Genomic DNA, 25,617 nt, shown 5'->3' with positions numbered 1-25,617 from the left:
TGGAGACCAGCGGCTTTGGCGATGCCGCCCAGATCCGGCTCGGACCTGGGCATGCCGTCAAACGTCAGCGGAAGTTGTAGCGGAAACCGAGCATGTAGCGTGGGCCGGTCTGAGTGCCATAGAACAGGGTGTTCTTGTTGCGCTCGCTGAGCCGCATGGTTTCATCCGTGAGGTTGACGCCCTCGAACTGCACCGTGAAGTTGTCGCTGAACTTGTACCCGACGCTCAGGTCCCACTGACCGTACTCTTCGACATACACAGGATTCCGCTTGGCGATATCCGCCGCGTCACCGTCGTACTGGGAGTTCAGGAACTTGTCGCGCCAGTTGTACGCCAGGCGTACCTGCCACGGCCCCTTGTCGTAGAAGCCCACCAGGTTCGCCGAGTCGCTCAGGCCGACGAGCACCTGCTGCGGTCCCTTGGCATTGTTGTTGTACGACAGGCTGTCGCTGTCGACGATGGTGTAGTTGGCCGCCAAACCGAAGCCGCTGTCGCCGAACATGTGCTGCACGCTGAGCTCATAGCCGTTGAGCTTGTGCGAACCCGCGTTGCCGGGGATGGTGACGTTGTAGACCACCAGCGGATCGCCGGCGATACCGGTGATCTCGCCATTCGAACCCGCCGTGCTGTCCACGCCCGGTTGGCCATCGAAGTTGTCGAAGATGTACTGGCGGATGCAGCCTACGTCCGCGCTGCCGCAGCCACCGGCGCCGATGGCGGCGTTCCAGTACGCGCCACCCACCGGCGTGGGCAGGCTGAACAACGTGTCCTGGAAGGAGTCGGCACCGGGATCGATGTAGTTGGAGATGTCCTTGCGGTAGTACCCGATCGAGAAGTAGCTGGCCTCGCTGTAGTACCACTCGTATGACAGGTCGATGTTCTTGGACAGCAGCGGCTTCAAGTTCGGGTTGCCCGAGTTGCCACTGCCGCCGTTGATGCGCAGCAACGGACTGACGGTCTGTCCACCCTGGATGTCCTGCCAACCGGGACGGCCCAGCGAGTGACCATAGCTGGCACGCAGCACCATGTCCTCGGTCAGTTCGAAGCTGGCGTCGATGTTCGGCAGCCAGTAATCGTATTCACCGGTCATGGTGGTGAACGACTTGGCACCCATGTCGGTGAAGAACTCATTGTCCGCCACCCAGCGCACGAGGACCGGGGTATCCACCTGGGCCCCGGATTCGATCTCGGTCTTCTCGTAGCGCACGCCTACGGCCAGGTTGATCGGAATCCGCGTTTCCCAGCTGGTGCTGTACTGCAGGTAGGCGCTGCGGGTCTTCTCGGTGGTGCGCAGGTCGGCGCGGTTGTAATCGTCCGGCCGACGAGCGAGGTCCGGCCTGCCCGTGAACGCGCCGACCGCCTGGCGCATACGCTCATAGTCGAAGACCAGGAACTGGCTGCTGAAGCGCGGATCCCTGTAGCCCGGGAAGGCATCGAAGTACCGCGCCATGTCGTCGATCTGCCAGAGGCTGTCGTCGAAATCGGACGCGGATCCGATGCCGCCCCAGTCCGCGTTCTCGTTGATGCCCCATGCCGTCCGGTTCTTGACCTCGGTGTTGGCCACGCCGAACTTCAGGTCGGAGTAGTCGCCGAACTTGAAGGTACCGCTCAGCTGGCCCTGGTCGACCTCGCCGCGCGAATAACCGTTCACGAACTGGCGTCCGGTCGGGCGGGCTTGCGACGGATGGATGCCGGTGACGCCTGGCGCCAACTCGTAGCTGAGGATCGGCAGTTCGCCGTCGAAGTAGACCGTCGTGTCGCCACGGACCCACGATGCGGTGCCGATGTTGCCCTGCGAACCCCACTCGCTGTCCGGCATCAGCTCGGCCGTGGAGCGGTGGTAGTCGAACGCCAGGTCGAGCGCATCCGACACTTCCCATTCCACGTTGAAGCCGACCGACTCGTTCTCGGCCTTGGTCGCGCTGATACCGCCCGCCATCGCCAGATCGCTGCAGCCCTCGTAAGTGCCGTTCGGGTTCTGCGTGCCGGTGCAGGGGATGTTTTCACGGTAGAAGATCGGGCCGGCGGCGGGACCATCGGTCCATTCGCTTTCCACACCGACGAAGTTGAACCACACCGACATTTCGTTGCGGCGCGTCTGGATCTTGTTCTCGGAGTACGTGTAGTCCAGCGTCGTGGTGATCCGGTCCGTCGGGGCCCACTGCAGGGTCACCTGGCCGTTGGTGCGCTGGCGCGAGATGCCGTTGACACTGTAGTTGAGGTTCTGCGGCACCGAGTACAGATCGTTCGGGCCAGGCAAGTTGGTATTGCCTGGCGTACCCGGCGCGATCGCACCCCAGCCACCCTCGCCACCGAAGTGGGTGCGCCAGCCGGCGGTCACACCGACCTGGCTGAAGCCGCTGTCGCGTTCCTGGTAACTGCCGTTGACGGCGATACCGAACTTTCCGTCTGCAAAAGTCTGGCTGAAGATGCCCGACATTTCGCCGGTCCAGTCATCGCCCTGCATGATCTTGGGCAGATTGCCGTTGGACGTATCGTGGACCGTCTTCACGCCCACGTTCGCCAGCGGCCCGCTTTCCAGCGGCCGGGCCGTCTTGATGTTGATGGTCGCGCCGATGCCGCCGGTCGGGTTGGAGGCCAGGCCGGTCTTGTAGACCTCGATGGCCGACACTGCTTCCGACGCGAGGTTGGCGAAATCGAACGCACGCGAATTGGAGGCGGAGAAGCCGTTCAGCAGCGCGCCTGGCATCTGGCGGCCGTTGAGCAGCACGAGGTTGTGGTCGGGGCCGATGCCGCGCACCGTGACCTTCGAGCCTTCACCGCTGGGCGTGCGATCGATCGACACGCCGCTGATGCGCTGCAGCGATTCGGCGAGATTGGTGTCGGGGAACTTGCCGATGTCCTCGGCAACGATGCCATCGACAACACCCTGCGCATCGCGCTTGAGGTTCATCGACGACTCGAGACTGGCCCGGATGCCGGTGACGACAATGGTGTCGAGCTCCGTGGGATCCGTCTCACTGGCGGTGGTGGATGCGGGACTGGCGGTGCCCTGCGGCTCGGCCTGCTGCGCCCACGCGGGGCCGGCGAGCGCCAGCAACAATGCGGATGACAGCACCCGCTTCCTTGGAACGGACTGCACTTGCTTCATGGACTTTCCCCTCTCCGGAAATTCACGAATGGCGTTGGTGTACGTGCTCGAGGCCCCCATCGCCTCTCACATTGGGCCGCATTGGACGCGCGATTGACAGCGTTGTCAACTTTTTGTGATTTTCGTAGCAATAGCAGAAAAACCCCTTGTTTTAAGGGATATTCTGCATGTTGCGGCGCAGCTGAAATCGTTTTCGCCAACTACGCCGAAGCGCAGCTTCGACAGAAATTTTTTGCGGGACCACACCTAAGGTTTTCTATTGGTATGGAACGTCAGGGGTGGCGCAGGGGCGTGCGGACGCGGACGGGTCACACGTCGTTGGACTCGAACGACAGCGGGATCAGCGACGCGTCGGCGGCTGGGTCGACTCGCGGAACAGCACTTCGTGCTCGACGTGCACCATGCCGCCCGCCTCCGCCGTGCGGATACGCGACAGCAGTTGCAGGGTCGCGAGCTTGCCCATCTCGGACGTGGGCTGGCGCACCGTGGTGAGCGCAGGGTAGATGTGCCGCGCGATCGGCGTGTCGTCGAAGCCGCAGACCGAAATGTCGCGCGGCACCACAAGGCCACGCTCGCACGCGGCGCGGATCACCCCGGCCGCCATGTCGTCGTTGGCCGCGAAGATCGCGGTAGGCGGCTTCTTGAGATCGAGCAACGCGTTGCCGGCTTCGATGCCGGATTCGAACGAGAAGGCCCCCTGCACCACCAGGTCGGCTTCGTACTCCAAGCCGGCCTTCTTGAGCGCATCGCGATAACCCTTGTAGCGCCATTGGCATGCGCCATGCGCCGGGGGACCCTTGATGTGTGCGATGCGACGGTGGCCCTGTTCTACCAGCCAAGCCATCAGCTCAAGCACTGCGGCGGTCTCGTCCATCATCACGCCGATCCTGCCATCCGGATGCTTCGGCGCGATGCAGGCGTACGGCACGTCATGCTGCTCAAGGAACTCGAGCACGGCAGGATCGTCCGTCAGGGGCGGAATAAGCACCACACCATCCGGCGCAAAATGCTCGAACACGACCTTGAGGTCCTCGGCCTTGCGCTGCTTGGGAGACCCCACCGGTGCCAGCACCAGGTTGTAGTGGTGGTCGCGGCACGCGTCCAGCATGCCGCTCTGGATTTCCATCAGGTAGTTGCGCGACGGGTTGTTGTAGACCAGCGCGATGACATACGAGCGCTGACCCGCCAGGCTGCGCGCCGACAGGTTCGGCCGGTACTGGAGTTTCTCGACGGCCGCCATGACGCGCTCGCGCATCGCGTCGCGCACGTTGGGCTCGTTGTTGAGCACGCGCGACACGGTCTTCATCGAAACACCCGCAGCCGCGGCGACATCCTCGATCCGACTACGCATAAGACGGTTCCCGCTCCACTTCGTCCATCCCTTCCGGCAACGAGGCCGGATTCTGACAGCGCCACGCATCGCTGGGTACCGTGTCCGTCGTCCGCGATGACGTTGCGACACCGCAACGTTCATGTTGCACGGCAACACACCACGCGCTGCACATCACGGAAAATCCAGCCGTTCGACACGACCGCGCGACACCCCTCCGCGGTTGGTTGACAGCATGGTGTAGCAACTGTATGACAGCGCTGTCAACCACTCTGCAACGACATCACCCGCAGCCTGCGCGGGATGCCATGTCGCGCCCACGAGGATCATGCCGATGCGCCACACCCCCCTTTTCGCCGCCTTGCTGGGCCTGTCGATGATGACCGGCGCGCCCGATGCCATCGCCGCCGATGCGCCCGCCTCCGTCACCATCTACACCACCGCGCAGGACAGCACGCAACGCCTGGCACGCAGCGGCACCGCTACGCTGAAGACCGGTCACAAGCTGACCGAAGTCGAGAACTCCGTCTTCGTCGACCCGTCGAAGAAGCACCAGGCACTGCTCGGCATCGGTGGCGCGATCACCGACTCCACGGCCGAGGTCTACGCCACGCTGTCGCCGGAGAAGCGCGCCGAGTTCATGCGCGCGTACTACGACAAGCGAGACGGCATTGGCTATTCGCTCGCGCGCACCACCATTCACAGCTCCGACTTCAGCTCGGCGAGCTACACCTACATCGAGGAAGGCGACAAGGACCTCGCCACGTTTTCCATCGAGCACGACCGCCAGGCGCGCATTCCGATGATCAAGCAGGCCATCGCCGCCGCTGGAGGCAACCTGCTGACGTACGCCAGCCCATGGAGTGCCCCGGCCTTCATGAAGACGAACAAGCACATGCTTCGCGGCGGTGTGCTGCTGCCGGAGTACCGCGACGCGTGGGCGAACTATTTCGTGAAGTTCATCCAGGCCTACGAAAAGGAAGGCATCCCGATCTGGGGCATCACCGTGCAGAACGAGCCGATGGCCACCCAGACGTGGGAGTCGATGCTGTATACGGCCGAAGAGGAACGCGACTTCCTGAAGCTGCATCTCGGCCCGACGATGCATGCGGCCGGCTACGCCGACAAGAAGATCATCGTGTGGGACCACAACCGCGACATGATGCTGTACCGCGCGCAGGTGATCCTGGGCGATCCCGAAGCCGCCAAGTACGCCTGGGGCCTCGGCTTCCACTGGTACGAGACGTGGGCCGGCTTCGATCCGATGTTCCGCAACGTGGCAGCGGTGACCGAGGCCTTCCCCGACAAGCCCGTGCTGCTCACCGAAGCGGCGGTGGAGAAGTTCGACCCGGCGCGCTACCAGCACTGGCCGAACGCCGAACGCTACGGCACCTCGATGATCAACGACTTCAACAACGGCGCGGTGGGCTGGACCGACTGGAACATGCTGCTGGACCAGACCGGCGGGCCCAACCACGTTGGCAACTTCTGTTTCGCGCCATTGCACGCCGACACGCGTACCGGTGAGTTGATCTATACGCCCAGCTATTACTACATCGGGCACTTCTCCAAGTTCATCCGGCCGGAGGCGCGTCGCGTCAGTACCGCGACCAGCCGCAGCACGCTGCTGGCCACCGCCTTCGTCAATCCGGACGGCCGCCTGGCCACCGTGGTGATGAACCCCACCGACAAGGAGATCGCCTACAACTTCTATGTCGGGCAGGCTTCGGCGGTGGTGACGATTCCGGCGCGCGCTATCCAGACGCTGGTGCAGTAAGCATGTCCGGCGCGCTGCGCTTCGTCCTGGTGGCGCTGGCGGCGGTCGCCGGGACGGCCCAGGCCGCCGATCCGTTTCCATGGCCCGGCGGCAGGAAGGCCGCCGTCAGCCTCGCGTACGACGATGCGCCACCGTCGCAGCTCGACAATGCGATTCCGGCGCTCGACCGCCATGGCCTGAAAGGCAGCTTCTACCTGACGCTGGCCTCTGACACGCTGCGCACACGCCAGAGGGAGTGGGTCGCAGCCGCACGCAACGGCCACGAACTCGGCAACCACACCCTGTTCCATCAGTGCTCGGCATCACTGCCAGACCGTAGCTGGGTGGCACCGCAACGCAACCTCGACACCACCACCGTCGCGCAGATGGCCGACCAGGTCCGCATGGCCAACGTCATGCTCACTGCGCTCGATGGCCGGACCGTGCGCACGATGACCGTTCCCTGCGGCGACACGCAGGCGGCCGACGGCAACTATGTCGATGCGATCGCATCGGAGTTTGTCGCGATCAAGCGCGGCAGCGGCGGCGTGATCGCCGACATGGCGACCCTCGATCCGGCGGCCGTGCCCGTCGACGTGCCGGTGGACGTCACCGGCGAACAGCTGATCGCACGCGTGGAGGAAGCGGCCCGTCGCGGCACGATGGTGGGCTTCACCTTCCACGGCATCGGCGGCGATCACCTGGCCGTCTCGCGCGAGGCGCATGAGCAACTGCTGCAGCATCTGGCCGCACACCCCGATGTGTACTGGGTGGCGCCCTTCGTCGACATCATGCAGTACGTCGCCACACAGCGGTCGCAGGCCGCCGCTTCCAGGCCCTGAAGAAGGACGCGGCGTCAGCCCTCGGCCCAGTGCCAGCGCAGACCCACGGTGACGGTCCGGTCCGGTCCGGGCTCGTAGAAGCGGCCATTGCCTTCGTTGACGATGACGGAGCCGATATGGAACCGGTCGAGCGCGTTGTCGACGCGCGCGAATCCCTGCAGGCGGCCGCGTCCCGGGGCCCAGTCGCGCACCACTTCAAGATTCAGCAGGCCGCAACCGGGCGCACGCTCACTGCCCGTGTCGTTCACGGTGACATCGCCGACCGCCAGCCACTGCGCCGCGGCGGCCCATCGGTGGCCTTGCCAGCGCAGCCGCATCGAAGCCTGCTGCCGCGCCACGCCCGGAATGCGCGTTCCCGCGTCCACCTGCACGCCGGGTGAGGTGCAGCCGGTCGTCGTGCAGATCGGGAAGCTGTCGCGGAACGTCGCATCCAGCCATGTGTAGGCCACCTGCAGTTGCCACGCGTCGTGCAGCGGCAGGTCCGCCTGGATCTCGACGCCCTGCCGGCGCGCGGCGCCGACGTTGCGGAAGCTGCTGCGGCCTCCGACATTGCGCGCGACAGCAAGTTCATCGTCGGTGTCGGCGCGGAAGAACGCCGCTTCCACGCGCGCGCCGTGGCCACTCCGCCACTTCATGCCCACCTCGGCATTGCGGGAGGTCGCCGGCCGCAGATCGAAGGCCAGTCCGGCGCCGCCATCGGCGCGGTAGCCGATCTCGTTGAAGGTGGGCGTCTCGAAACCACGCCCCAGCGATGCGTACAAGCGCAGCGTCTCCGCGGGCGAGAACATCACACCCGCCACCGGCGTCGTGCGCTCGAAGACCACGCGACCGCTGTCGTCAGGGTTACCCGCGGTGATGTAGTCATCCTCCGAGCGGAAGCCCACGCGGCTGTGCCGTGCACCTACCAGCAGCGACCAGCGCTCCGCCAGCTGCCACCAGGCTTGCACATACTGATCGGCGTTCCATACCTCGTTGCGTTCGTCACGGCGCAGTGCGCCACGAACGCCCAGCGCGGTGCCGACAAAGTTCTCGTAACCGCGCCGGTGCTGGCGCTGCCGGTCGCCATTGGCACCGATGCTCAGTTCGAATGGCCGTCCCGCCAGATCGCCCGTCCACGACCAGCGCAGATCCGCACCGCCGTACTCGTTATCCAGGTCGATCACGCCACCGGCGTTGAGCGGATTCGCCTGGGCCACCATCGGCAGCGCCAGGTATTGCTCGACCTCGCGTCGCCCGCCGTAAGCCATCGCGCGCAGCCGGTGCCCGCCGTCGAACGGCCGGTCGTACACCAGGCCCAGCTGGTCCTGTCGAACGGACTTGCGCGTGTCGTACTGCTTCGCGACAGGGGATGCCTGGCTCGGATCCTGCCAGGCCTGCGCGCGTGTCAGCCCCAACGGATCCTGCGCGTCGGGCGCATTGAAATGATTGAGCAGCAGGTCCAGCGTGCCGGCCCCGGGCGTCAGTCGCAGCTTGGCGTTGAGCGATTCGCGCCGCGCCGCGCTGTGATCGCGGTAGCCGCCAACGTCGAGCACGGATGCCGCCACGCTGTAGCCCAGCCCAGCGCTGGCACCGCGCAGCCGCGCGCCCACGATCGTGCTGTCGTGGCTGCCGACGCTGCCCTGCATACGCGCCTCGTGCCCTGATCCGGGAACGTCGCTCCACAGCTGGATCACCCCCCCGGAGGAATTGCCGTGCAGCGCAGAGAACGGGCCGCGCAGGACTTCGACGCGATCCGCGCCCAGCATGTTGAAGTGCGAAACCTGCCCTTGCCCGTCCGGCATGGTCGCCGGCACACCATCGGCATACAGGCGCAGGCCACGAACCCCGAAGGTCGACCGCGCACCGAAGCCGCGGATCGACAGCTGCGTGTCCTGCGCGAGGTTCTGCCGTTCGCGCGCCAGCAGGCCCGGAACACCGTCGAGCGCTTCCGACAATGCGGCCTGCGAACGGGCGCCGCCGTCTTCCAGCGCCAGCATGTCGACCGATGCCGGCACATCGAACGCACTCACGCCTTCGAGGCGGGTGGCGATGACCACGACGCGATCCAGCGTCGCCGCGGATTGCGCGTACGCGGGAGTAAACGCGGGGGAGACCAGCAGGACACTGCCCAGCGTCCAGCAGAGGGGCGACTTCACGTGCAGGCATCGGAACGGCGGAGGGCACGATGGTACAGGGTGCGGCACCTCCGCCGACACGACGCTCCGCCGGCACGCCGGCCATCCGGCTACTTTGCGGGTTCGAACAGCAGGTCGGGATAGTCGTAGCTGAAGTCCGCCAGCGGCGACACGGCCTTCATCGTGATGCGTGCCACGCGGCCTTCGGCGTCGAGCGCGAACGTCATGTACGCGGGCTCGATCGATGCATCGTCCCAGTCCACCCGGAACGTGTCGTACTGCCAATGACTCAGGGTACCGGCCATGTCCGGCGTCTGCCTGAAGTCGACACGCAGGCTGCCTCCGCGTTCCGCAACGGTGATCGATCCATACCATGCGTCCGTGTAGGCGCCGGCATAACCGGCCAGCTTCAATGAGGGCCGCGAGGACGCGTTGCGCGCGTCGGCCTTCGCACCGTCCAGGGCTTTCAGGCCACCGGCGAGCCGCTCGCGGTTCCAGGTGGAGAAGGCACCCACCCAGTCGCGCGCTTCTAAGCCGAGATAGTGGTCGAGCAGTTCGTAGCCGAGTCCGCGCATCACCTCGACGTCCTCGGCATTGATCTGCAGCGCGATGCCCAGGTTGCGCTCCGGCACCAGCACGACGAAGGCGAGTACACCGAACACCGCGCCGCCGTGCTGCACGACCTTGACGCCGCGATAGTCCTGCACGTTCCAGCCATAGCCATAGCCGGAGAACTGCGGCGTCATGTCCGTGATCGGCTCCGGATAAGGGCGGATCGGGATCGGGATCTGCGGCGTCCACATCGCGCGCGCGGAGGCTTCACTGTAGATCCGGCCCTTGCCATCAGGAAGCGCACCCAACGCGAGCTGCAGCTGCATCCAGCGCGCGAAGTCCTTCGCGCTCCACGACAGTCCGCCGGCAGGCGCGCCGACCTGGCCCAGCCCTTCGCGCTCGGGCAGCAGCTGCTGCGGTCCCAGGCCACGCAGTCGCGCGTCCAGGCGCGCATGCGGCTGGACGCGGTTCGGATTGGCGAAGCGGTCCTGCTCATCGCTGACTGCGGTGGTCATGCCCAGGGGCTGGAAGATCCGCGTGCGCACGAAGTCTTCCCAAGGCTGCCCGCTGACCTGGGTCACCAGTTCGCCGGCAACGATGTACAGGATGTTGTCGTAGGCATAGCCACTGCGGAAGCTGGTGGCGGGTTTGATGTGCCGCAGTGCACGCACGATGTCGGCGCGGCTGCGCGAGGTGCGCGGAATGAACAGCAGGTCGCCCGCCCCCAGGCCCAGGCCGCTGCGATGGAGCAGCAGGTCGGCGACCGTCATCTCGCGCGTGACCCAGGCGTCGTACATGCGGAAGTCCGGCAGGTGGTCGGCCACCCGGTCGTCCCACGACAGCTTGCCGTCGTCGACGAGGATCGCGATCGCCGCCGCGGTCACCGCCTTGCCGGTCGAACCGGTCGGGAAGATCGTGTCCGCATCGACCGGTTCGCTACCTCCGAGCCGACGCACGCCATAGCCTTTCGCGTGCACGACCTGTCCATCCTTGACGATCGAGATCGCCATGCCGGGAACTTCGCGCGAGCCCATTGCCTGTTCGACTCGCGCGTCGAATCCGGCAGGCACCTGCGCATGCGCCTGCATCACCGCGCACAGCAGCAACGCCAGCATGAGCGGGCAGCGGATCTTGAGGGCAACCATCATCGACGATCTCCGGACAGGGCGGGCGCAGGCGAACCCGCAGGGGCGGAGCGGCGCCACAGTCGCCACACGCCGACAGTCAGCAGCGGCAGTACGTAGACCGCCAGGAACAGATAGGCCAGCCCGCGATAGCCCTGAGCGATCAGCGCCACCAGGCCGACCCGGTCGGCGATGAAGATCGAACCGACCAGCAGCACGGCAGCGATCGCCAGGCGCAGGCGCTTGCCCAGATTTACGCGGCGACGGCTGCGCCACGCATGCGCGATCCGTTCGTTGGAGGCGTGCACGACGGCAGTCCCGCTCTCCAGCAGGGCGCTGAAGATCATCAACTGGAACATCACGTGGAAGACGGGCATGTCGAGCTGTCGCAGGATGAAGTCCGACGGCAGCGCCTCGTCACCGATCTGCGGATACCACGCCAGCATGCACAGGAAGAACAGCAGCCCCGGCAGCATTGCCAGGGGGCCCGACAGCACGCCGGCCACCACGGCATCGCGGCGGCTGAGGAAGTGCCGCACCAGCGGCAGCACGATCACCGCGCCGACGATGTTGTAGCCGGCGTAGGTCAGGCCACCTTGCAACCAGCCGGTGGTCGGCTGTGGCATGGACAGCGTGGTCAGCGCGCGGTCGCCGAACCCCGCCAGCACCAGCAGCACGAACAGGGCGTAGACGCCATACAGGAAGACCGAGACCCACTTGAACAGCGCTTCGACCACGGTGTTGCCGAACGCAGTGAAGGCACCGATACCGACCATCAGCAATAGCGTGCCCACCAGTTTCGGCCAGCCCAGCAAGGCCGCGAAGATTTCGCCGGCGGCTGCACCGAACACGGCCAGGATCAGCACCATGAACACCAGGTAGGCCAGTTCGAACAGGAAGGCGAAGCGGCCGAGCAGCACCGCAAAGAAGCTGCGGTAGTCGACACTGCGGACCGCATACGCGAGCGCGAAGGTCAATGCACAGACCAGGCTCCAGCAGGCCATCGCCGTCAGGATGGCGAGCATGCCGCCTTGTGGCCCGCTGGGGATGAAGTACTCCGCGAGTTCGCGCCCGGTCGCATAGCCGCCCCCGATGACCGCGGCCTTGAACGCGAGCCCCGGCAACACCCAGCGCTGGAAGCGGGTCGACGTCACGTGCATCGGCTCAGCGTGCGCCACGCGCGAGGCAGGCGTCGACCAGCGACGTGAACGCGTCGCCGCCACGGATCGGATCGGCGACCGGCAATCCCAGACGTTCGCTCATGGCCGCCAACACGTGCTGCGCGGCCTCGGGTTCCAGCTTCGCGGTATTGACGCTGACGCCGGCGCACCGGATGGCGGGATTGGTGCGCGCGCCCAGCATCAACGCGAGCGTGATCGTGTCCTCGATCGAGGGCAGCGGATAGTGCGGATACCCGAGCACGCGCTCGCGGCCGTACTCATGGCAGACCACGATCACGTCCGGCTGGCTGCCATGCAGCAGCGCCAGCGACACGCCCGCGTAGGCCGGGTGCGACAGCGAGCCCTGCCCTTCGATGACATCCCAATGCGCGGCATCGGCATCCGGCGAAAGCGTCTCGGCGGCGCCGGCGGCGAAGTCGGCCACCACCGCATCCATCGGTATGCCAGTGCCGGCGATCAGGATGCCGGTCTGGCCGGTGGCGCGGAAATCCGCGTCCACGCCGCGCGCGCGGAGCGCGCGAGTGAGCGCCAGCGCGGTGTACTTCTTGCCGAGCGCGCAATCCGTGCCGACGGTCAGCAGGCGATTCCCCGTGCGTTTCGCGCCGCTGGCAACGGGAAGGTTCGCGGGCGGTTCGCGTACATCGATCAGGCGGCGCCCGAGCGCGCGCGCGGCATTGCGCAACGGTTCGATGCCCGCCAGCCGCATGTGCATGCCACCGACCAGGTCCAGTCCCGCCTCAAGCGCCTGTACCAGCAACGGGATCCATGACGGCGGAATCCGCCCGCCCGGATTGGCGACGCCGATGACCATCGCGCGTGCGCCCGCTTGCCGCGCCTGGGCGGGCGAGAGGAAAGGCAGTCCGGCGGTGACCTGGACCGTATCGCAGGCGAATTCACCCACGCAGCGGTCGCGCGCCCAGTCGCGCAGGCCGAACGCGGTCTTGGCGTAGCTGGGTTCGACGGTATCGCCGAGGAACAACAGGTAGGGCTGCGGAAGCCTGTCGGCCTCGAACGGCGACGGAGCGGCGGTCTGCATGCGCGGTGCCCGGGTCCGGGGGAAGACGACGCCACCCGCGCATGCGGGCGGCGCACGGTCAGAAGCGGAAGTCGATTTCGACGCCGAAGGTGCGCGGCTGGATCGGCACTGCCGCCAGGTGCGAACGGGCACCGGACAGCGCGCCATCCATCGGTGCCAGCGTCGACCATGCCTTCTCGCCGGTAACGTTGTTGACGTAGGCACGCAGCTCCCAGCTCCGTGTACCGATGCCGGCGTACAGGTCGAGCGCCCGGTAACTGTCGAGTTCCAGCGGCACCGTGATCTCGTCCGGCACAAGCAGCGTATCCGGATCGCCTGGCGCGGTGACGCGCTGCCGTTCGGTGGTGTCGTTCAGACGCTTGCCTGTCCAGCGCAGCGCGGCGCCGACCTGGCCGTCGAGGCCGCCTGCGGTGGAAAAGGCGTACTCGGCCGTCGCGGTCCACGACACTTTCGGCGAGTACGGCATGCGGTCGCCGGCCAGGCCGGTCCACAGGATGACGTCGAAGGCTCCCTGAGGAATGATCGTCGGATCGAAGTCGTTCTTCAGCGTGGCATCCGTGTAGGCGCCGTTGAGACCCAGCGTCAGCGCATCGGTAACGCGGAACTGCGATGACAGTTCCAGGCCTTCGCTGGTGGCCTCGCCGCCGTTGACCAGGCCGCCGACGCCGTTGAACGACGACGCCACCTGGATGTCTTCCCAGTCGATCCGGAACGCCGACACGTCGAGCGTGACGCGGCGGTCGGCGAACTGCGACTTCAGGCCGATCTCGTAACTGTCGAGCATCGACGAATCGACCTGCGGCGGCATGCCCGCCAGCGCGACGTTCGGGCCGCCGGGCTGGTAGCCGGTGGCCGCGCGCGCATAGACCATGACACTGTCGGAGAACCGGTACTGCGGACTGAGGCTCCAGGTGAACACGTCCTCGCTGGAGTCGCCGGGCGTTTCGCCGATTGGCGCCAGGATGCCCGTGGGCACGTTCTGGCTGAACCACTGGTCGTTGCGCGCCTGGCGCAGGCCGGCATCGATCTTGAAGCGGTCGCCGAACCGCCACGACGCGTTGGCGAACAGCGCGTATTCCTTGTATTCGCTGGGCAGGTTGATGATCGCCAGCGTGCCGAACATGTCGTCGTACGGCGCCGGCAACGACGAGCCGTCGCGCTGGCCCAGCCAGGCGAACTGGCTCTGCAGCGCGTCTTCCTTGGTGTAGAACGCGCCCACCATCCATTCAAACGTGCCGCCGCCCTTCGATTGCAGGCGGAACTCCTGCGTGACCTTGTCCAGGTCGAAGCTGTAGCGCACGAACGAGCTGCCGGGCTCCGGCAGGCCGAGCAGCAGATCGGCGACTTCGCCGAACTGCACGGTGGAATCGATCTGGTCGACGGTGTCGGTCTGCGACCAACCGGTCGCGGAGACGAAATCGCCCCACCCCAGGTCCCAGTCGACGCTCAGCGACACCAGCGTCAGTTCTTTCGAAAACGGCCGCGGCTGCCAGGCGAGATCGTCATCGTCGCCGAACAGGGGTTGCTGCGTGTCGGGATCGAGCGCCACGCCCGCGCGATCATCGCTGCGGATGCGCTGGTGCAGCACGCCCAGGTCCAGATCAACCTTGTCGCCATCCCACGACAGCGCCGTCCGCGCGCCGAGCTGGCTGCCGCCATTGATGTCCTCGCGACCGTCCACCGCGTTGTCAGTGAAACCGGCAATCTCGTTGCGCGCGAAGCTCATCCGCAGGCCCAGCCGTTCGTCCTTCAGCGGCAGGCTGGCGCCGAAGCGCAGGTTCAGCGCCTGGTCGCCGCTCTGCACGCTGCGCATGCCGACGCCCACGCGGGCTTCCGGCGTCGACAGGTCGGGTTCGCGCGTCACGTACTTGAGCAGGCCGCCGATCGCACCCGCGCCGTACAGCGTGCCCTGCGGCCCGCGCAGCACTTCGACACGGCCGATGTCGTACGGAAGCAGGTCGAGCATCAGCGTGCTTGCGCCCTGGTAGATGCCGCTGGATCCCACCGGCACCTCGTCGATGTAGGTGGATACCGTGGCGCCTGACGACAGTGCCGCGATGCCGCGCAGCGACACGCGGGTCAGGCCGGGGCTGCCGTCGTTCTGCACCTGAAGGCCCGGGATGAAGGCGGCGTAGTCGGACAGCGACACGGCGCCGAGATTCTCCAGCTGGCGCTCGTCGATCACGCTGATCGACGCGGCGACATCGCGCAGATTCTCGACGCGCTTGTTGGCGGTGACGATGACCGTATCCAGGTTCGTCGCGGCGGACGCGTCATCCGGCTGCTCGACCACGTCCTGCGCCAGTGCGGGCGCCGTGCAACAGGCCAGTGCGCCTGCGATCGCCAGGGAGAGTTGCTTGCGGTACCACGGCCGTGCGGACTGGAACTGGGTCATGCCTGTTCTCCGGGCGACAGAAGGGTCTGCGATGGTCTGGACGCTGCCCCGGCCCCCGGCCGGATCCTGCAGTGACATCCTGATCAGGGATAATGATCCTAATCAGAGAATTGTCAACACAAACAGAGAATCGGCGACGAGCGGCCTACTTGGCCTTCCCGACCCAGCCCGGCCCGCGGACAACGCGGCCCGGCGTGGCGCCGGTGTGTTCGCCCTGGCGCAGCACCTGCACGCCATTGACGAAGACCTCGCTCACGCCCGTGGCGTACTGCTGCGGCTTGTCGAAGGTGGCACGGTCGGCGATCGCCGCCGGATCAAAGACGACGATGTCGGCAAAGCAGCCGGCATGCAGGCAGCCACGATCCGTCAGCTTCCAGTTGGCGGCCGGCAGGCCGGTGAGGCGATGGATGCCCTCTTCCAGCGGCATCAGCTTGCGGTCGCGCACGTAGTGGCCGAGGAAGCGCGCGACGTTGCCGTAGGCGCGCGGATGCGTGCTCGACTTCAGGAAGACGCCTTCCGGGGCGGAGGACTCCGCATCGGAGCCCAGGCTGACCCAGGGCTGCTTCAGGCCGAGCTCGATGTTCTCCTCGCTCATCAGGAAATACGCGGTACCGATGCGGTGGTTGTCCTCGATGATCAGGTCGATCGCGGTGTCTTCCACCGGCGTGCCGCGTTCGCGCGCGATCGCCGCCAGTGTCTTGCCACCCAGCGGCTTCAGCGCGTCGCTCTTGAACTCGATCAGCAGCAGCCGCTCGTCCGACCCCGCCAGCAGGCGCAGGTTCTCCCACGGCACGTCCGGGTCGCGCATCTCGGCGATCACGCGCGCTCGGATGGCGGGATCCTTGAGGCGCTGGATCATCGCGTCGTGGCCACCCGCCTGCACCCACGGCGGCAGGCTGGCCGTCAGTCCGGTGGCGCCGGCGGTATAGACGTACATGTCGGCGCTGACCTGCAGGCCCTCGCCACGCGCGGCGTTGATCCGGTCGATCGCCTGCTGCATCTTCGGCCAGTTCTTCTCGCCCGCGGCTTTCAAGTGATACGCCTCGGCCCGCTGGCCGGTGGCGCGGGCGATGGAAATTGTCTCGTCGACTGCTTCCAGGAAGCGGTCCGCTTCGCTGCGCATGTGCGAGATGTAGCCGCCGCCGGACTCGCCGGCCGCCTTCGCCAGCGCGATCAGTTCGTTGGTGTCGGCGAACGCGGCCGGCGGATAGATCAGCGAGCTGCCGACGCCCAGCGCACCCTCGCGCATCGCCTGCCGCACCACGTCCTGCATGCGTGCGAGCTGCCCGGGCGTGGGATCGACGTCGTCCTCGCCGAGTTCATGGATGCGCACCGTCGTCGCGCCGACGAATGAGGCGATGTTCGGCGTGACGCCGCGCTGTTCCAGGTGTTCCAGATAGCCACCCAGCGTGGTCCATGGAATGTCGTAGCGGATGTCGACCTGCTGCTTCAGCGCGTCCGCCTTCATGCGTGGATTGACCGGCCCCATCGACCAGCCTTCCCCGAAGATCTCCAGCGTCACGCCCTGCTTGGTGTCGCTGACGCCACGCCCATCGGCGATCAGCGATTCGGTCGCCCAGCTCAATACGTTGATGAAGCCCGGTGCGACCACCATGCCCTTCGCATCAAGCACCTGCGCCGCATCGGCCTGCTGCCCCGCTGGCAGCAGCGCCACGACACGGTCGCCCTTCACCGCGACGTCGACGCGTTGTGGCGCACCACCACTGCCGTCGTAGACCACGCCATTGCGGATCAGCAGGTCGTAGCGCTCGGCAGGTGCGGCCGCGAGCGGGCCGCAGGCGGACAAGGCAAGGAACAGCAGAGCGGGCTTGAGTCGCGACATGGCGGGATCTCCGTCGGATCAGGGCAGTGAGCGGATCGGGCGGTCCAGCCGCCACAGCAGCGCGGCGGCGGCGATGGCCAGTCCGGCGAGCAACAGGAAGAAGGTGGCATGACCGGTCTTCGACCACAGCGTGCCGACCAGGCCGGCGAGCAGGCTGCCACTGAAGACCGCCAGGAACCACGACGCGACCGTCGTTGCGCCCAGGCGCGGCGGTGCCAGCTTCGCGAACAGGCCCAGGCCGGTCGGCAGGATGTACAGCTCGCCCAGCGTCAGCACGACGAAGAACACCACCAGCCATCCCCAGCCGATGCGCGCCTCGCCGGTCCATGCACTCAACGCCGCGAGCATGACGTAGGCGGCGGCGACGATCAGCGCACCGATCGCCATCTTCCGCGCGGGCGATGTCTCATGGCCGGCGTCGGCGCGCCGGCGCCAGTGCAGCAGCAACAGCGGCGTCATGCTGATCACCAGCAGCGGATTGAGCGACTGGAACCACGTCATCGGAATCGTGAAGCCGGCGACGACGCGATCGACGCCGGTGTCGATCAGCAACGGCAGCGTGTTACCGACCTGCTCGTAGGCGCCGCGGAAGATCGTCGCCGCCATGCCCACGCCGAGCAGCAGCCACCACACCGTGTAGGCGCGCGGCGCACGCGCGACGTCAGTCACGCTGCTGACGGCAACCGCATGCCGCGCCGGTTCCGGCGGCAGGTAGTGGCGACCGAAGACGTAGATCATCAGCCCGAGGAACATGCCGATGCCTGCCGCTCCGAAGCCGTAGTGCCAACCGTACAGTTCGCCCAGCGTGCCGCACACCAGGGGCGCGAGGAAGCCGCCGATGTTCAGTCCGACGTAGTAGACGTTGTAGGCACGGCCTCGTCGCGGATCGTCGGCGGCGTAGAGGTCGTTGATCTGGCTGGGCAGGCTGGGCAGGAACAGGCCGTTGCCGAGCGCGATGGTGGCGAGCGCGACGTAGAACATCGGTTCGAACGCCATCACGAAATGCCCGAACGCCATGATGGTGCCGCCGAGGATCACCGCATTGCGCTTGCCGAGCCAGCGGTCGGCGATCGCACCGCCGATGATCGGCGTGAAGTACGCCATCGCGGTGTAGAGGCCATAGATGAAGGATGCCTTCTCCTGCGCGAACAGCAGTTGCTTGGTCATGTAGTAGACCAGCAGCGTGCGCATGCCGTAGTAGGAGAACAGCTCCCACATGTTGGTCAGGAACAGGATGGTCAGCCCGCGTGGCTGGCCGAACCAGGTCTTCTCCTGCGCGCCAGCCGGTGTATTCATGCGTGGGTCGTCGGCCCCCAGACCTCGTCGCCGCAATGGATCAGCCCGTCTTCGTAGCGCACCGACGGTGTGCGGTCGCGGACCAGGAAGACAGGGCCGTCGAGATCGACGACATCGCAGTACTGCCCCAGTACGAACGCAGGCGCCGCGGCGAGGCTGGTGCCCGCCATGTTGCCGACCATGACGCGCTTGCCGAGTTCGCGGGCGCGCTTCGCCATCAGCAGGCCCTCGGTCAGGCCGCCGCATTTGTCGAGCTTGATGTTGATGACGTCGAAGCGGTGATGCCGTTCTTCCAGTTCGGCCAGATCGAGGATGCTCTCGTCCGCGGCGAACGGCAGCGGTCGCGCGATGCCGTCGAGTTCATGCTCGCTGCCGCGCGCGCATGGCTGTTCCAGCAGCGACACCCGCGCTTCGACCAGCACGGGCAGCAGCGATGGCAGCGTGGCGCCGGTATAGCCCTGGTTGGCATCCACGCCGATCCACGGGTCCGGGCAGCGCGCGCGCACCGCACGTACGCGCGCCGCGTCGAGATTCGCCTCGCCGGTCAGTTTCAGCTTCAACGCACGGGCGCCGGTGTACGCGGCCGCGCGGTCGGCCATCACGCCCGGATCATCGGCACCGACGGTGAACGTGGTCAGCAGCGGTGTGGTCCGCGCCAGTCCCGCCAGCTTCCAGACGGGCTGGCCGGCGCGCTGCGACTCCAGTTCCCACAGCGCGCAATCCAGCGCGTTGCGTGCGCCGCCGGGCGGCAGCAGCGCGCGCAGCGCGTCCCGATCAATCCCGGCCTCGATCCGCGGACGCAGCACTTCCAGCGTCGCCAGCATCGTCTCGGGATGATCGTTGTTGTAGTAGACGCCGGCGGCTTCGCCGCGACCGACATGCCGTCCATCACGCAGCGTCACCACCGTCGCCGGCATCGCCTCGAACACGTGCCCCGAGATGCGGAACGGCGCAGACAGCGGCAGGGGTTCGTTGTGCAGCTGGAGTTCGACGGGCACGTCAGCCTCGCGCGCGGTGGACGGAGCAGGAAAGACGGCCGGCGGAGGACACCGCCGGCCGCCTCACGATCAGTAGTTGGCGCCGAACCCGATCACGTGGTGGGCGAAGCCGATCCACAGCAGGAACAGACAGGCCAGCGCCAGCAGAAGCGCCCACAGCTTGGCCAGCCACTTGCGGCGGGCACGCAGCACGTGCCACGCATTCCAGGCCGCGATGCCCGCGCCGAGCGGCAGCGCGACGGTGGCGAACAGGCGCATCGCGATGATCAGGCCATCGGTGTTCGGGCTGGTCATTTCCAGCTTGCTCAGCATGCCGACCACCAGCCCCAGCGCCGCCGCCGTGGCCAGCAGCGAGAGCAACGCACCGATCCGCACCAGACGGTGCGCGCGCGCATCCAGGCCGGTCAAGGCATAACGCACGCCGTAGTAGCGACGCACCAGCGCCGACACCGGCCACGCGATCACCGTCAGCAGCAGCACCGCGAGGCTGGCGACCAGCAGCGGCATCGACAGCGCGCGCCACGTCGACAGCCGTTCGAACACCATGATCGGCGCGTACGGCTCCATGCTGAAACGGGTGACCTTGCCGTCGACGACATCGGCCGCCAGGCGGTCGGTGCTGTTCGTGTCCTGCCACAGGTAGGGCGCGACTTCGCGCCACTTCTTCGGCGCGCCGCCCACGCCCATGGCGGCGGTGACGCTGATGGTGCCGTCTTCGTTGGCGACGATCTTGACCGGGCCGAGCAGGTTTGCCAGCGACACGAATTTGCTGTCGGGACGGCGACTGCTGGTGTAGGTGCCGGCCAGCTGCGCGGCATGCAGTTTGGCGTCTTCCTTCGACACACCCGCCGACTTGGCCGGCGTGCCGGGCAGGTAGCGGTCGGCGAAGCCCCGCGACAGCGCGTAGCGGATATGGCCGGTGGCGCCGTCGCGGCCGGAACTGTTCATCGAGACGAACAGGCCGATGCCGTCATCCAGGAACAGCTGCAGGTCGCTGTGGAACCACTGCGTGTCGCCGCCGTGCGAGATCGCGCGGTGACCGTTCACCGTGGTCTCGTAGAAGCCGAGCATCATCCGGTTCAGCGGACCGACCGAAGCCTGTCCGGTCGAGTGCATCTTCTCCGCCGTGGCGGCATCCAGAATGCGCGCATCGCCGAAGGCGCCATCCTGCAGGTGCGCGATCATGAAGCGCGCCATGTCCGAGCCGGTCGCCGCCAGGCTGCCCGCGGGCGCCAGGCTGATGAACTCGTAGTCCTTGGGCTCGCCTTCCGACGCTTTCGCATAGCCCTTCGACATCGCCTGCAGCAGCGCCGGTGCCAGCGGCTGGCGGAAGCTGGAATGGTTCATGCCCAGCGGCTTGAACAGGTGGGCGTCGACGTAGTCGTCGAACGACTGCCCCGCGACGCGCTCGACGATGTAGCCGGCCAGCGCGGTGGCGTAGTTCGAATATGCCGGCGTGGCACCCGGCACGTGGATGCGTTCGGGCGTCCAGTGCTTCAACGCATCGCCGAGCGGCGTGATCTCATCCTGCTTCGCCGTGATCAGGCCGCGGATCTGTTCTTCCATGCCCGTGGTGTGCGTCATCACCTGGCGCAGCGTCACCGGCTTGCCGTCGCGGGCGGGGATCGTGAAGTCGAGGTACTGGTTGACGTCGGCGTCGAGGTCCAGCTTGCCGGCCTGCACCAGCTGCATGACCGCCGTCCAGGTGAACAGCTTGGAGACGGAGCCCGGGCGGAACAGCGTGGCGTCCGGATCGACCGGCGAGCGCGTGGCCAGGTCGGCGTAACCGTAGCCCTTCTGCACCAGCACCTGCCCGTCCTTGACCACCACGACCACGGCACCGGCGATGTCGCCGTTGGCCAGCGCATAGGGCATGAAGCCATCCAGCCACGCACCGACGTCTTCGCGGGTGACGGCAGGTGCTCCGGTCGAGGTGTCCGTCGCGGACGGCACGGCGGCGGCCTGCGTCGCAGGCGCGGCGGACGCAGGCGGGATGGCCGTGGGCGGCGCCGCCGCGTCCTGGGCCAGCAACGGCAGGGCTGCCAGCGCGGTCAGCACGGCGCCGCACAGGATCTGATGAATCGCACGCATCGAACGATCTCCCGACTGGAACGATGGAACGGAGGGCCGGTCCGCGCCGGAAGGCGCGCTGGCGGATATATCCTGATTCGGCGATAATGATCCTAATCAGAGAATTGTCAACCCGTGCCGAAAGTCGGGGGCGGGCATCGCTTGTACCGGCCGTCCTTTCCAGTGACCCTGCCGGAAGGCGATCATGCCGCCGTGCTGGATACGCCAGCAGAAGCGCACGGGTCCCAGGAGATCCCGCAAGGATGACGTCACAACACCCCACCATCGGCGGTCTGCTGCGCTCGCTGCGCGCGCGCAAGGGATGGACGCTCAAGCAGATGAGCGAACACGCCGGCATTCCGCTCTCGACCCTGTCCAAGGTCGAGCACGACCGCCTGACGCTCACCTACGACAAGCTGCTGCAACTGGCGCAGCGCCTGCAGCTGCGCATGTCGGAACTGTTCGCCGAGGACGTGGAGACCGTGGAGCCGCCGGTGACGGCGCGTCGCAGCATCGGCCGGATCGAGGACGCGATCCGCGTCACCACGCCCAACTACGACTACTTCTACCTGTGCCCGGAACTGCGCCGCAAGCGCATGATCCCGGTGCTGACCCGCGTACGCGCCAAGACCATCGAAGAGTTCGGCGAATTGGTCCACCACTCCGGCGAGGAATACATCCACGTCCTCGAAGGCCGGATGGAAGTCCACACCGAGTTCTACGACCCGATCGTGCTGGAGACCGGCCAGTCGGTCTACATCGATTCCAACATGGGCCACGCCTACATTGCCGCCGAAGGCTGCGACGAAGTCCTGCTGCTCGGCGTCTGCTCAAGCTCTGACGAGCAGCTGCTGGAATCGCTGATGACGCTCCACGGCGAAGAGAGCGCCGCACAGCAGCGCACGGCGACACGGCTGTCGCCGCCCGCCGCCACGCCGGCGAAGACGCCGCGCAAGAAGGCCGCGGCGAAATCGAAATCCTGAAAGAAGAAGGGCTCCCGATGGGAGCCCTTCTTCGTTACGGCGCGTGCGTGATCAGAAGCGGTAGCTCAGCCCCAGGTTCACCGAGCGGCCGTAGCGGTAGTAGCCCTGCGACAGCAACGGGTTGCCGTTGATGCTGTAGGTCTGCTCGTCGTCCAGCAGGTTCTGGCCTTCCAGCGACACGCTGAAGCGGTCGTTGAACCGGTAGGACACGTGCGCGGTGAGCCAGGTGATGGCATCGGCCTGCTCGTTGTAGCCCTCGCCCAGCACATTGATGGCGGTGACGAAGCCATCGGTGCGGTCGGCGGTGGCGCCAAGCGACCACGGACCCTTCTCGTACATCAGGCCGAGCGAATACACCGACGGTGCGATGCCTTCCAGCGGACGCTCCTGATCGCCGACAAAACTCTTCGACCAGTTGCGCGTGTACTGCGCGCGGAAGCCGAAGCCGTTCTCCCAGAAGTGCTGCAGACCGGCTTCGATGCCACGGACCTTGGCGTAATCGCCGTTGATGGGGCGCTGCACGTTGAACAGGGTCGGGCCGACCGGCTGGCCATCCGGGCCGAGGATCGGGTTGCCATCCGCGTCGACGATGGGACCCACGCCGATGTCCTGCCCTGGCTCCCAGCTGGTGGTGATCTGGTTCTCGATGCGCTTGTAGAACACGGCCACGTTGAAGATCGAGTTCTCGCTGAAGTACCACTCCAGCGATGCGTCGCCCTGCTTGGCCGTGTACGGCTTCAGGTCGACGTTGCCGCCGTAGATCTGCGTGAACTCGCCCCACGACACGCTCGCCGTGGTGTTGGTCGGCGCCAGCTTGTCGACCGGCGGCCGCGCCATCGTCTTCGCTGCGCCCAGGCGCAGCTGCAGATCGTCGGTGAAGCGCCAGGTGAAGTTGCCCGATGGCAGCGCGTAGGTGTAGTCGCCGTCCTGGCGGATCGCGGTCGGTTCGGCGTAGTTGGCGGTGTAGTTGAACGCACCGTTCTCGGTGATGCTCAGGATCGGCGCATCCCACGCTTCGGACGTCGTCTTGGTCTTGACGAAGCGCACGCCCACATCGGCCGACCAGCGCTCGCCCGACAGATCCGCCTGCACGTAGAAGGCCGTGGTCTTCTCGCTGACGCGGTAGCTTTCCAGCGGATTCCACTGCGGCGCGGCATTGCTGAAGTCGTAGGTGCCGCCGCCCGGACGCGCGTTGCCGTTGTACGCGGCGAGCGCACGCAGGTAGTTGGGCACATCGAAGGCGAGGAAGGTGCGCGGGAAGTTCGAATTCACGCCATCCATGAAGTTCGGCAGCGTGAACGAGTGCGAGATCACGTTGCCGCCCAGGTCACCCACGTTGATCGCGTTGTCGCCGGAGTAGTAGTCAGCACCGCCGTTGAGCGTGTTGTTGACCAGGTCGCGCGACTTCTTGCGGTCCGTGCCGGTGACGCCGAAATGCAGGCGGTCGACGCCGAACCGGCCGACGAACAGGTTGCCGCCCAGCGTGCCGCCGGTGATCTCGTCCTTGATGTTGTCGCCGCGCAATTCCATGTAGTGCGTATTGAAGTCCGAACCGCCGAACTGGCCGTTGGCCAGGCCGCTCGCCAGTTCACGGCCGTCGTCGAACACCGCGGTGACGTTGGGTACGCCGGCGGTCAGCGTGATGCGCGCGGTGTTGGGCTGGTTCATGCGCAACACCACGTAGGTGTCCTGGCCACCCGAGTAACGCTTGGAGGTGGAGCGGTACACGTCGCCGGTCAGGGTCAGGTCGTCGTTGACCTTCCACTCGGCGTTCGCACCGTACAAGTCGGTGTCGACCACGCGGTGCTCGGTCATGTTCAGCAGTTCCGGATTCAGGCGCATCTCCGGATCCGGGTTGTCCATCGTGAAGCCGGTGACGATGCCGTTCTCGATGGTCATGTCGGACCAGCGGCCCGGCGCGAACAGCGGGTAGTACGACTGCTGGAAGCCGACCTGCGGCGAGTCCAGGCGCGTCTTCAGGCCGTCGACGGTCAGCTTGAAGCTGTCGTTCGGGCGCCACTCGATCTTGCCCGACAGCGCGCGGCGCTTCTTCTCTTCCAGGATCGAGCCCACGCGGAACTGGCCGGGACCGATCAGGCCGTATTCCTCTTCGTCCAGAGTGCCATTGCCATTCGGATCGATGTGGCCACCCCAGGTATTGCCCCACAGCCAGCTCGGGTCGTTCGGGTCGGCGTTACGGCTCCAGCCGCCATCGTTGCCGGCCACGTCGGTGCGGTCCTTGCGCTTGGCGTAGACCAGGCCGAACAGCACGCCAATGGTGTCGTTGGCGAACGTGTTGCTGTAGGTCGCCGACAGCTTCTGCCCGTTGAGCTTGGACATCAGGTTGCGGTCGCCTTCCAGCCGCACGATGCCCTGCTGGCCCTCCTGGTCGAACGGACTGGCCGAACGCAGGTTGATCAGGCCGCCGATGGCGCCTTCCGACAACGACGCCTGCGCGCCCTTGACCACGTCGGCCCCGCTGATCACGTCCGCCGGCAGCACGTCGTAGGCGAAATCGCGGCCCGCACCGTCGGTGGCGAGGATGCGGCCGTTGAACGTGGTCAGCGTGTACTCCGGCCCGAGGCCGCGCACGCTGACCCGCTGCCCTTCGCCGCCGGCGGTGCGCGAGATCGACACGCCAGTGATGTGGCTGAGCGAATCGGCCACGTTGTCGTCCGGGAACTTGCCCAGCTCCAGCGCGCTGATCGAATCCTGGACGGTGCCGGCCTCGCGTTTCAGCTCGATAGCGCGCGCCAGGCTGCCGCGCACGCCGGTGACGATGACGGTGTCCAGGGTGGACGGTTCGCCCTGGCTCTCCGGTCCCGGCTGCGCCGGGGCCGGGGTGTCGGCCTCCTGCGTCTGCTGGGCCAGCGCGCCGACCGGCGCGCTCAGGGCCAGGGCAACACTACAAAAGAGCAAATTCCGGTGCAGCTGCGCGATCTTCATGGGTCTCTCCTCACAAGAAGGTGGCAATTGTGTTACGCA

General features: G+C 66.5%; 15 protein-coding genes. 3 read left to right on the top strand and 12 right to left on the bottom strand.

From position 1 onward, the window contains the following. Positions 1 to 64: 64 nt before the first annotated feature. Both IB225_RS08940 and IB225_RS08935 read right to left on the bottom strand, forming a co-directional pair. On the bottom strand, positions 65 to 3,112 hold the full coding sequence (locus IB225_RS08940; RefSeq protein WP_192310933.1) for a TonB-dependent receptor: 3,048 nt from the start codon (positions 3,110 to 3,112) through the stop codon (positions 65 to 67). A gap of 340 nt (positions 3,113 to 3,452) precedes the next feature. Beyond that, positions 3,453 to 4,463: a LacI family DNA-binding transcriptional regulator gene (locus IB225_RS08935; protein ID WP_192310932.1), complete on the bottom strand. Its 1,011-nt coding sequence runs from the start codon at positions 4,461 to 4,463 to the stop codon at positions 3,453 to 3,455. A 355-nt stretch (positions 4,464 to 4,818) separates the two neighbouring features. On the opposite strand from IB225_RS08935, the gene IB225_RS08930 reads away from it, so the two are divergent. Next, positions 4,819 to 6,219 carry a glycoside hydrolase family 30 protein gene (locus tag IB225_RS08930; protein ID WP_225583765.1) on the top strand — a complete coding sequence of 467 codons (1,401 nt, stop codon included), beginning with the start codon at positions 4,819 to 4,821 and terminating at the stop codon, positions 6,217 to 6,219. Positions 6,220 to 6,221: 2 nt separating this feature from the next. Continuing rightward, entirely contained in the window at positions 6,222 to 7,040 is an 819-nt protein-coding gene (locus IB225_RS08925) for a polysaccharide deacetylase family protein (protein ID WP_192310930.1), read from the top strand. Between the two features lie 14 nt (positions 7,041 to 7,054). Here the strand turns inward: IB225_RS08925 and IB225_RS08920 are convergent, their stop codons facing one another. The 9 genes from IB225_RS08920 to IB225_RS08880 form a co-directional block, all read right to left on the bottom strand. Continuing rightward, positions 7,055 to 9,139, bottom strand: coding sequence for a TonB-dependent receptor (locus IB225_RS08920; RefSeq protein WP_225583763.1), 2,085 nt, complete (start codon positions 9,137 to 9,139; stop codon positions 7,055 to 7,057). A 125-nt stretch (positions 9,140 to 9,264) separates the two neighbouring features. After that, positions 9,265 to 10,854: a serine hydrolase gene (locus IB225_RS08915; RefSeq protein WP_225583652.1), complete on the bottom strand. Its 1,590-nt coding sequence runs from the start codon at positions 10,852 to 10,854 to the stop codon at positions 9,265 to 9,267. Beyond that, positions 10,851 to 11,984, bottom strand: coding sequence for a hypothetical protein (locus IB225_RS08910; protein WP_345776598.1), 1,134 nt, complete (start codon positions 11,982 to 11,984; stop codon positions 10,851 to 10,853). Before IB225_RS08910 ends, IB225_RS08915 begins: the two co-directional genes overlap by 4 nt. 10 nt (positions 11,985 to 11,994) lie before the next feature. Beyond that, a complete protein-coding gene (locus IB225_RS08905; protein ID WP_192310928.1) occupies positions 11,995 to 13,047 on the bottom strand; it encodes a DUF1611 domain-containing protein in 1,053 nt (350 codons plus the stop codon). Positions 13,048 to 13,105: 58 nt separating this feature from the next. After that, positions 13,106 to 15,442, bottom strand: coding sequence for a TonB-dependent receptor (locus IB225_RS08900; RefSeq protein ID WP_192310927.1), 2,337 nt, complete (start codon positions 15,440 to 15,442; stop codon positions 13,106 to 13,108). 145 nt (positions 15,443 to 15,587) lie between these two features. Further along, positions 15,588 to 17,285, bottom strand: a complete 1,698-nt coding sequence (locus IB225_RS08895) for a D-aminoacylase (protein WP_192310926.1) — start codon at positions 17,283 to 17,285, stop codon at positions 15,588 to 15,590. An 18-nt stretch (positions 17,286 to 17,303) separates the two neighbouring features. Then, positions 17,304 to 18,581, bottom strand: coding sequence for a peptide MFS transporter (locus tag IB225_RS08890; RefSeq protein WP_192310925.1), 1,278 nt, complete (start codon positions 18,579 to 18,581; stop codon positions 17,304 to 17,306). Then, positions 18,578 to 19,579, bottom strand: coding sequence for a dipeptide epimerase (locus IB225_RS08885; protein WP_192310924.1), 1,002 nt, complete (start codon positions 19,577 to 19,579; stop codon positions 18,578 to 18,580). Before IB225_RS08885 ends, IB225_RS08890 begins: the two co-directional genes overlap by 4 nt. A 69-nt stretch (positions 19,580 to 19,648) precedes the next feature. Then, entirely contained in the window at positions 19,649 to 21,670 is a 2,022-nt protein-coding gene (locus IB225_RS08880; RefSeq protein WP_192310923.1) for a serine hydrolase domain-containing protein, read from the bottom strand. Positions 21,671 to 21,912: 242 nt separating this feature from the next. Between IB225_RS08880 and IB225_RS08875 the strand changes: the two genes are divergently transcribed. Continuing rightward, positions 21,913 to 22,632 carry an XRE family transcriptional regulator gene (locus tag IB225_RS08875; RefSeq protein ID WP_192310922.1) on the top strand — a complete coding sequence of 240 codons (720 nt, stop codon included), beginning with the start codon at positions 21,913 to 21,915 and terminating at the stop codon, positions 22,630 to 22,632. Between the two features lie 51 nt (positions 22,633 to 22,683). Here IB225_RS08875 and IB225_RS08870 read toward each other — a convergent pair whose 3' ends face one another. Further along, entirely contained in the window at positions 22,684 to 25,578 is a 2,895-nt protein-coding gene (locus IB225_RS08870; protein WP_192310921.1) for a TonB-dependent receptor, read from the bottom strand. Positions 25,579 to 25,617: the final 39 nt, after the last annotated feature.

This window comes from Pseudoxanthomonas sp. PXM02 (genome assembly GCF_014851805.1).
Taxonomy (GTDB): domain Bacteria; phylum Pseudomonadota; class Gammaproteobacteria; order Xanthomonadales; family Xanthomonadaceae; genus Pseudoxanthomonas_A.
Note: the sequence above shows the minus strand (reverse complement) of the source record. Positions and strands in the feature narration are given on the sequence as shown.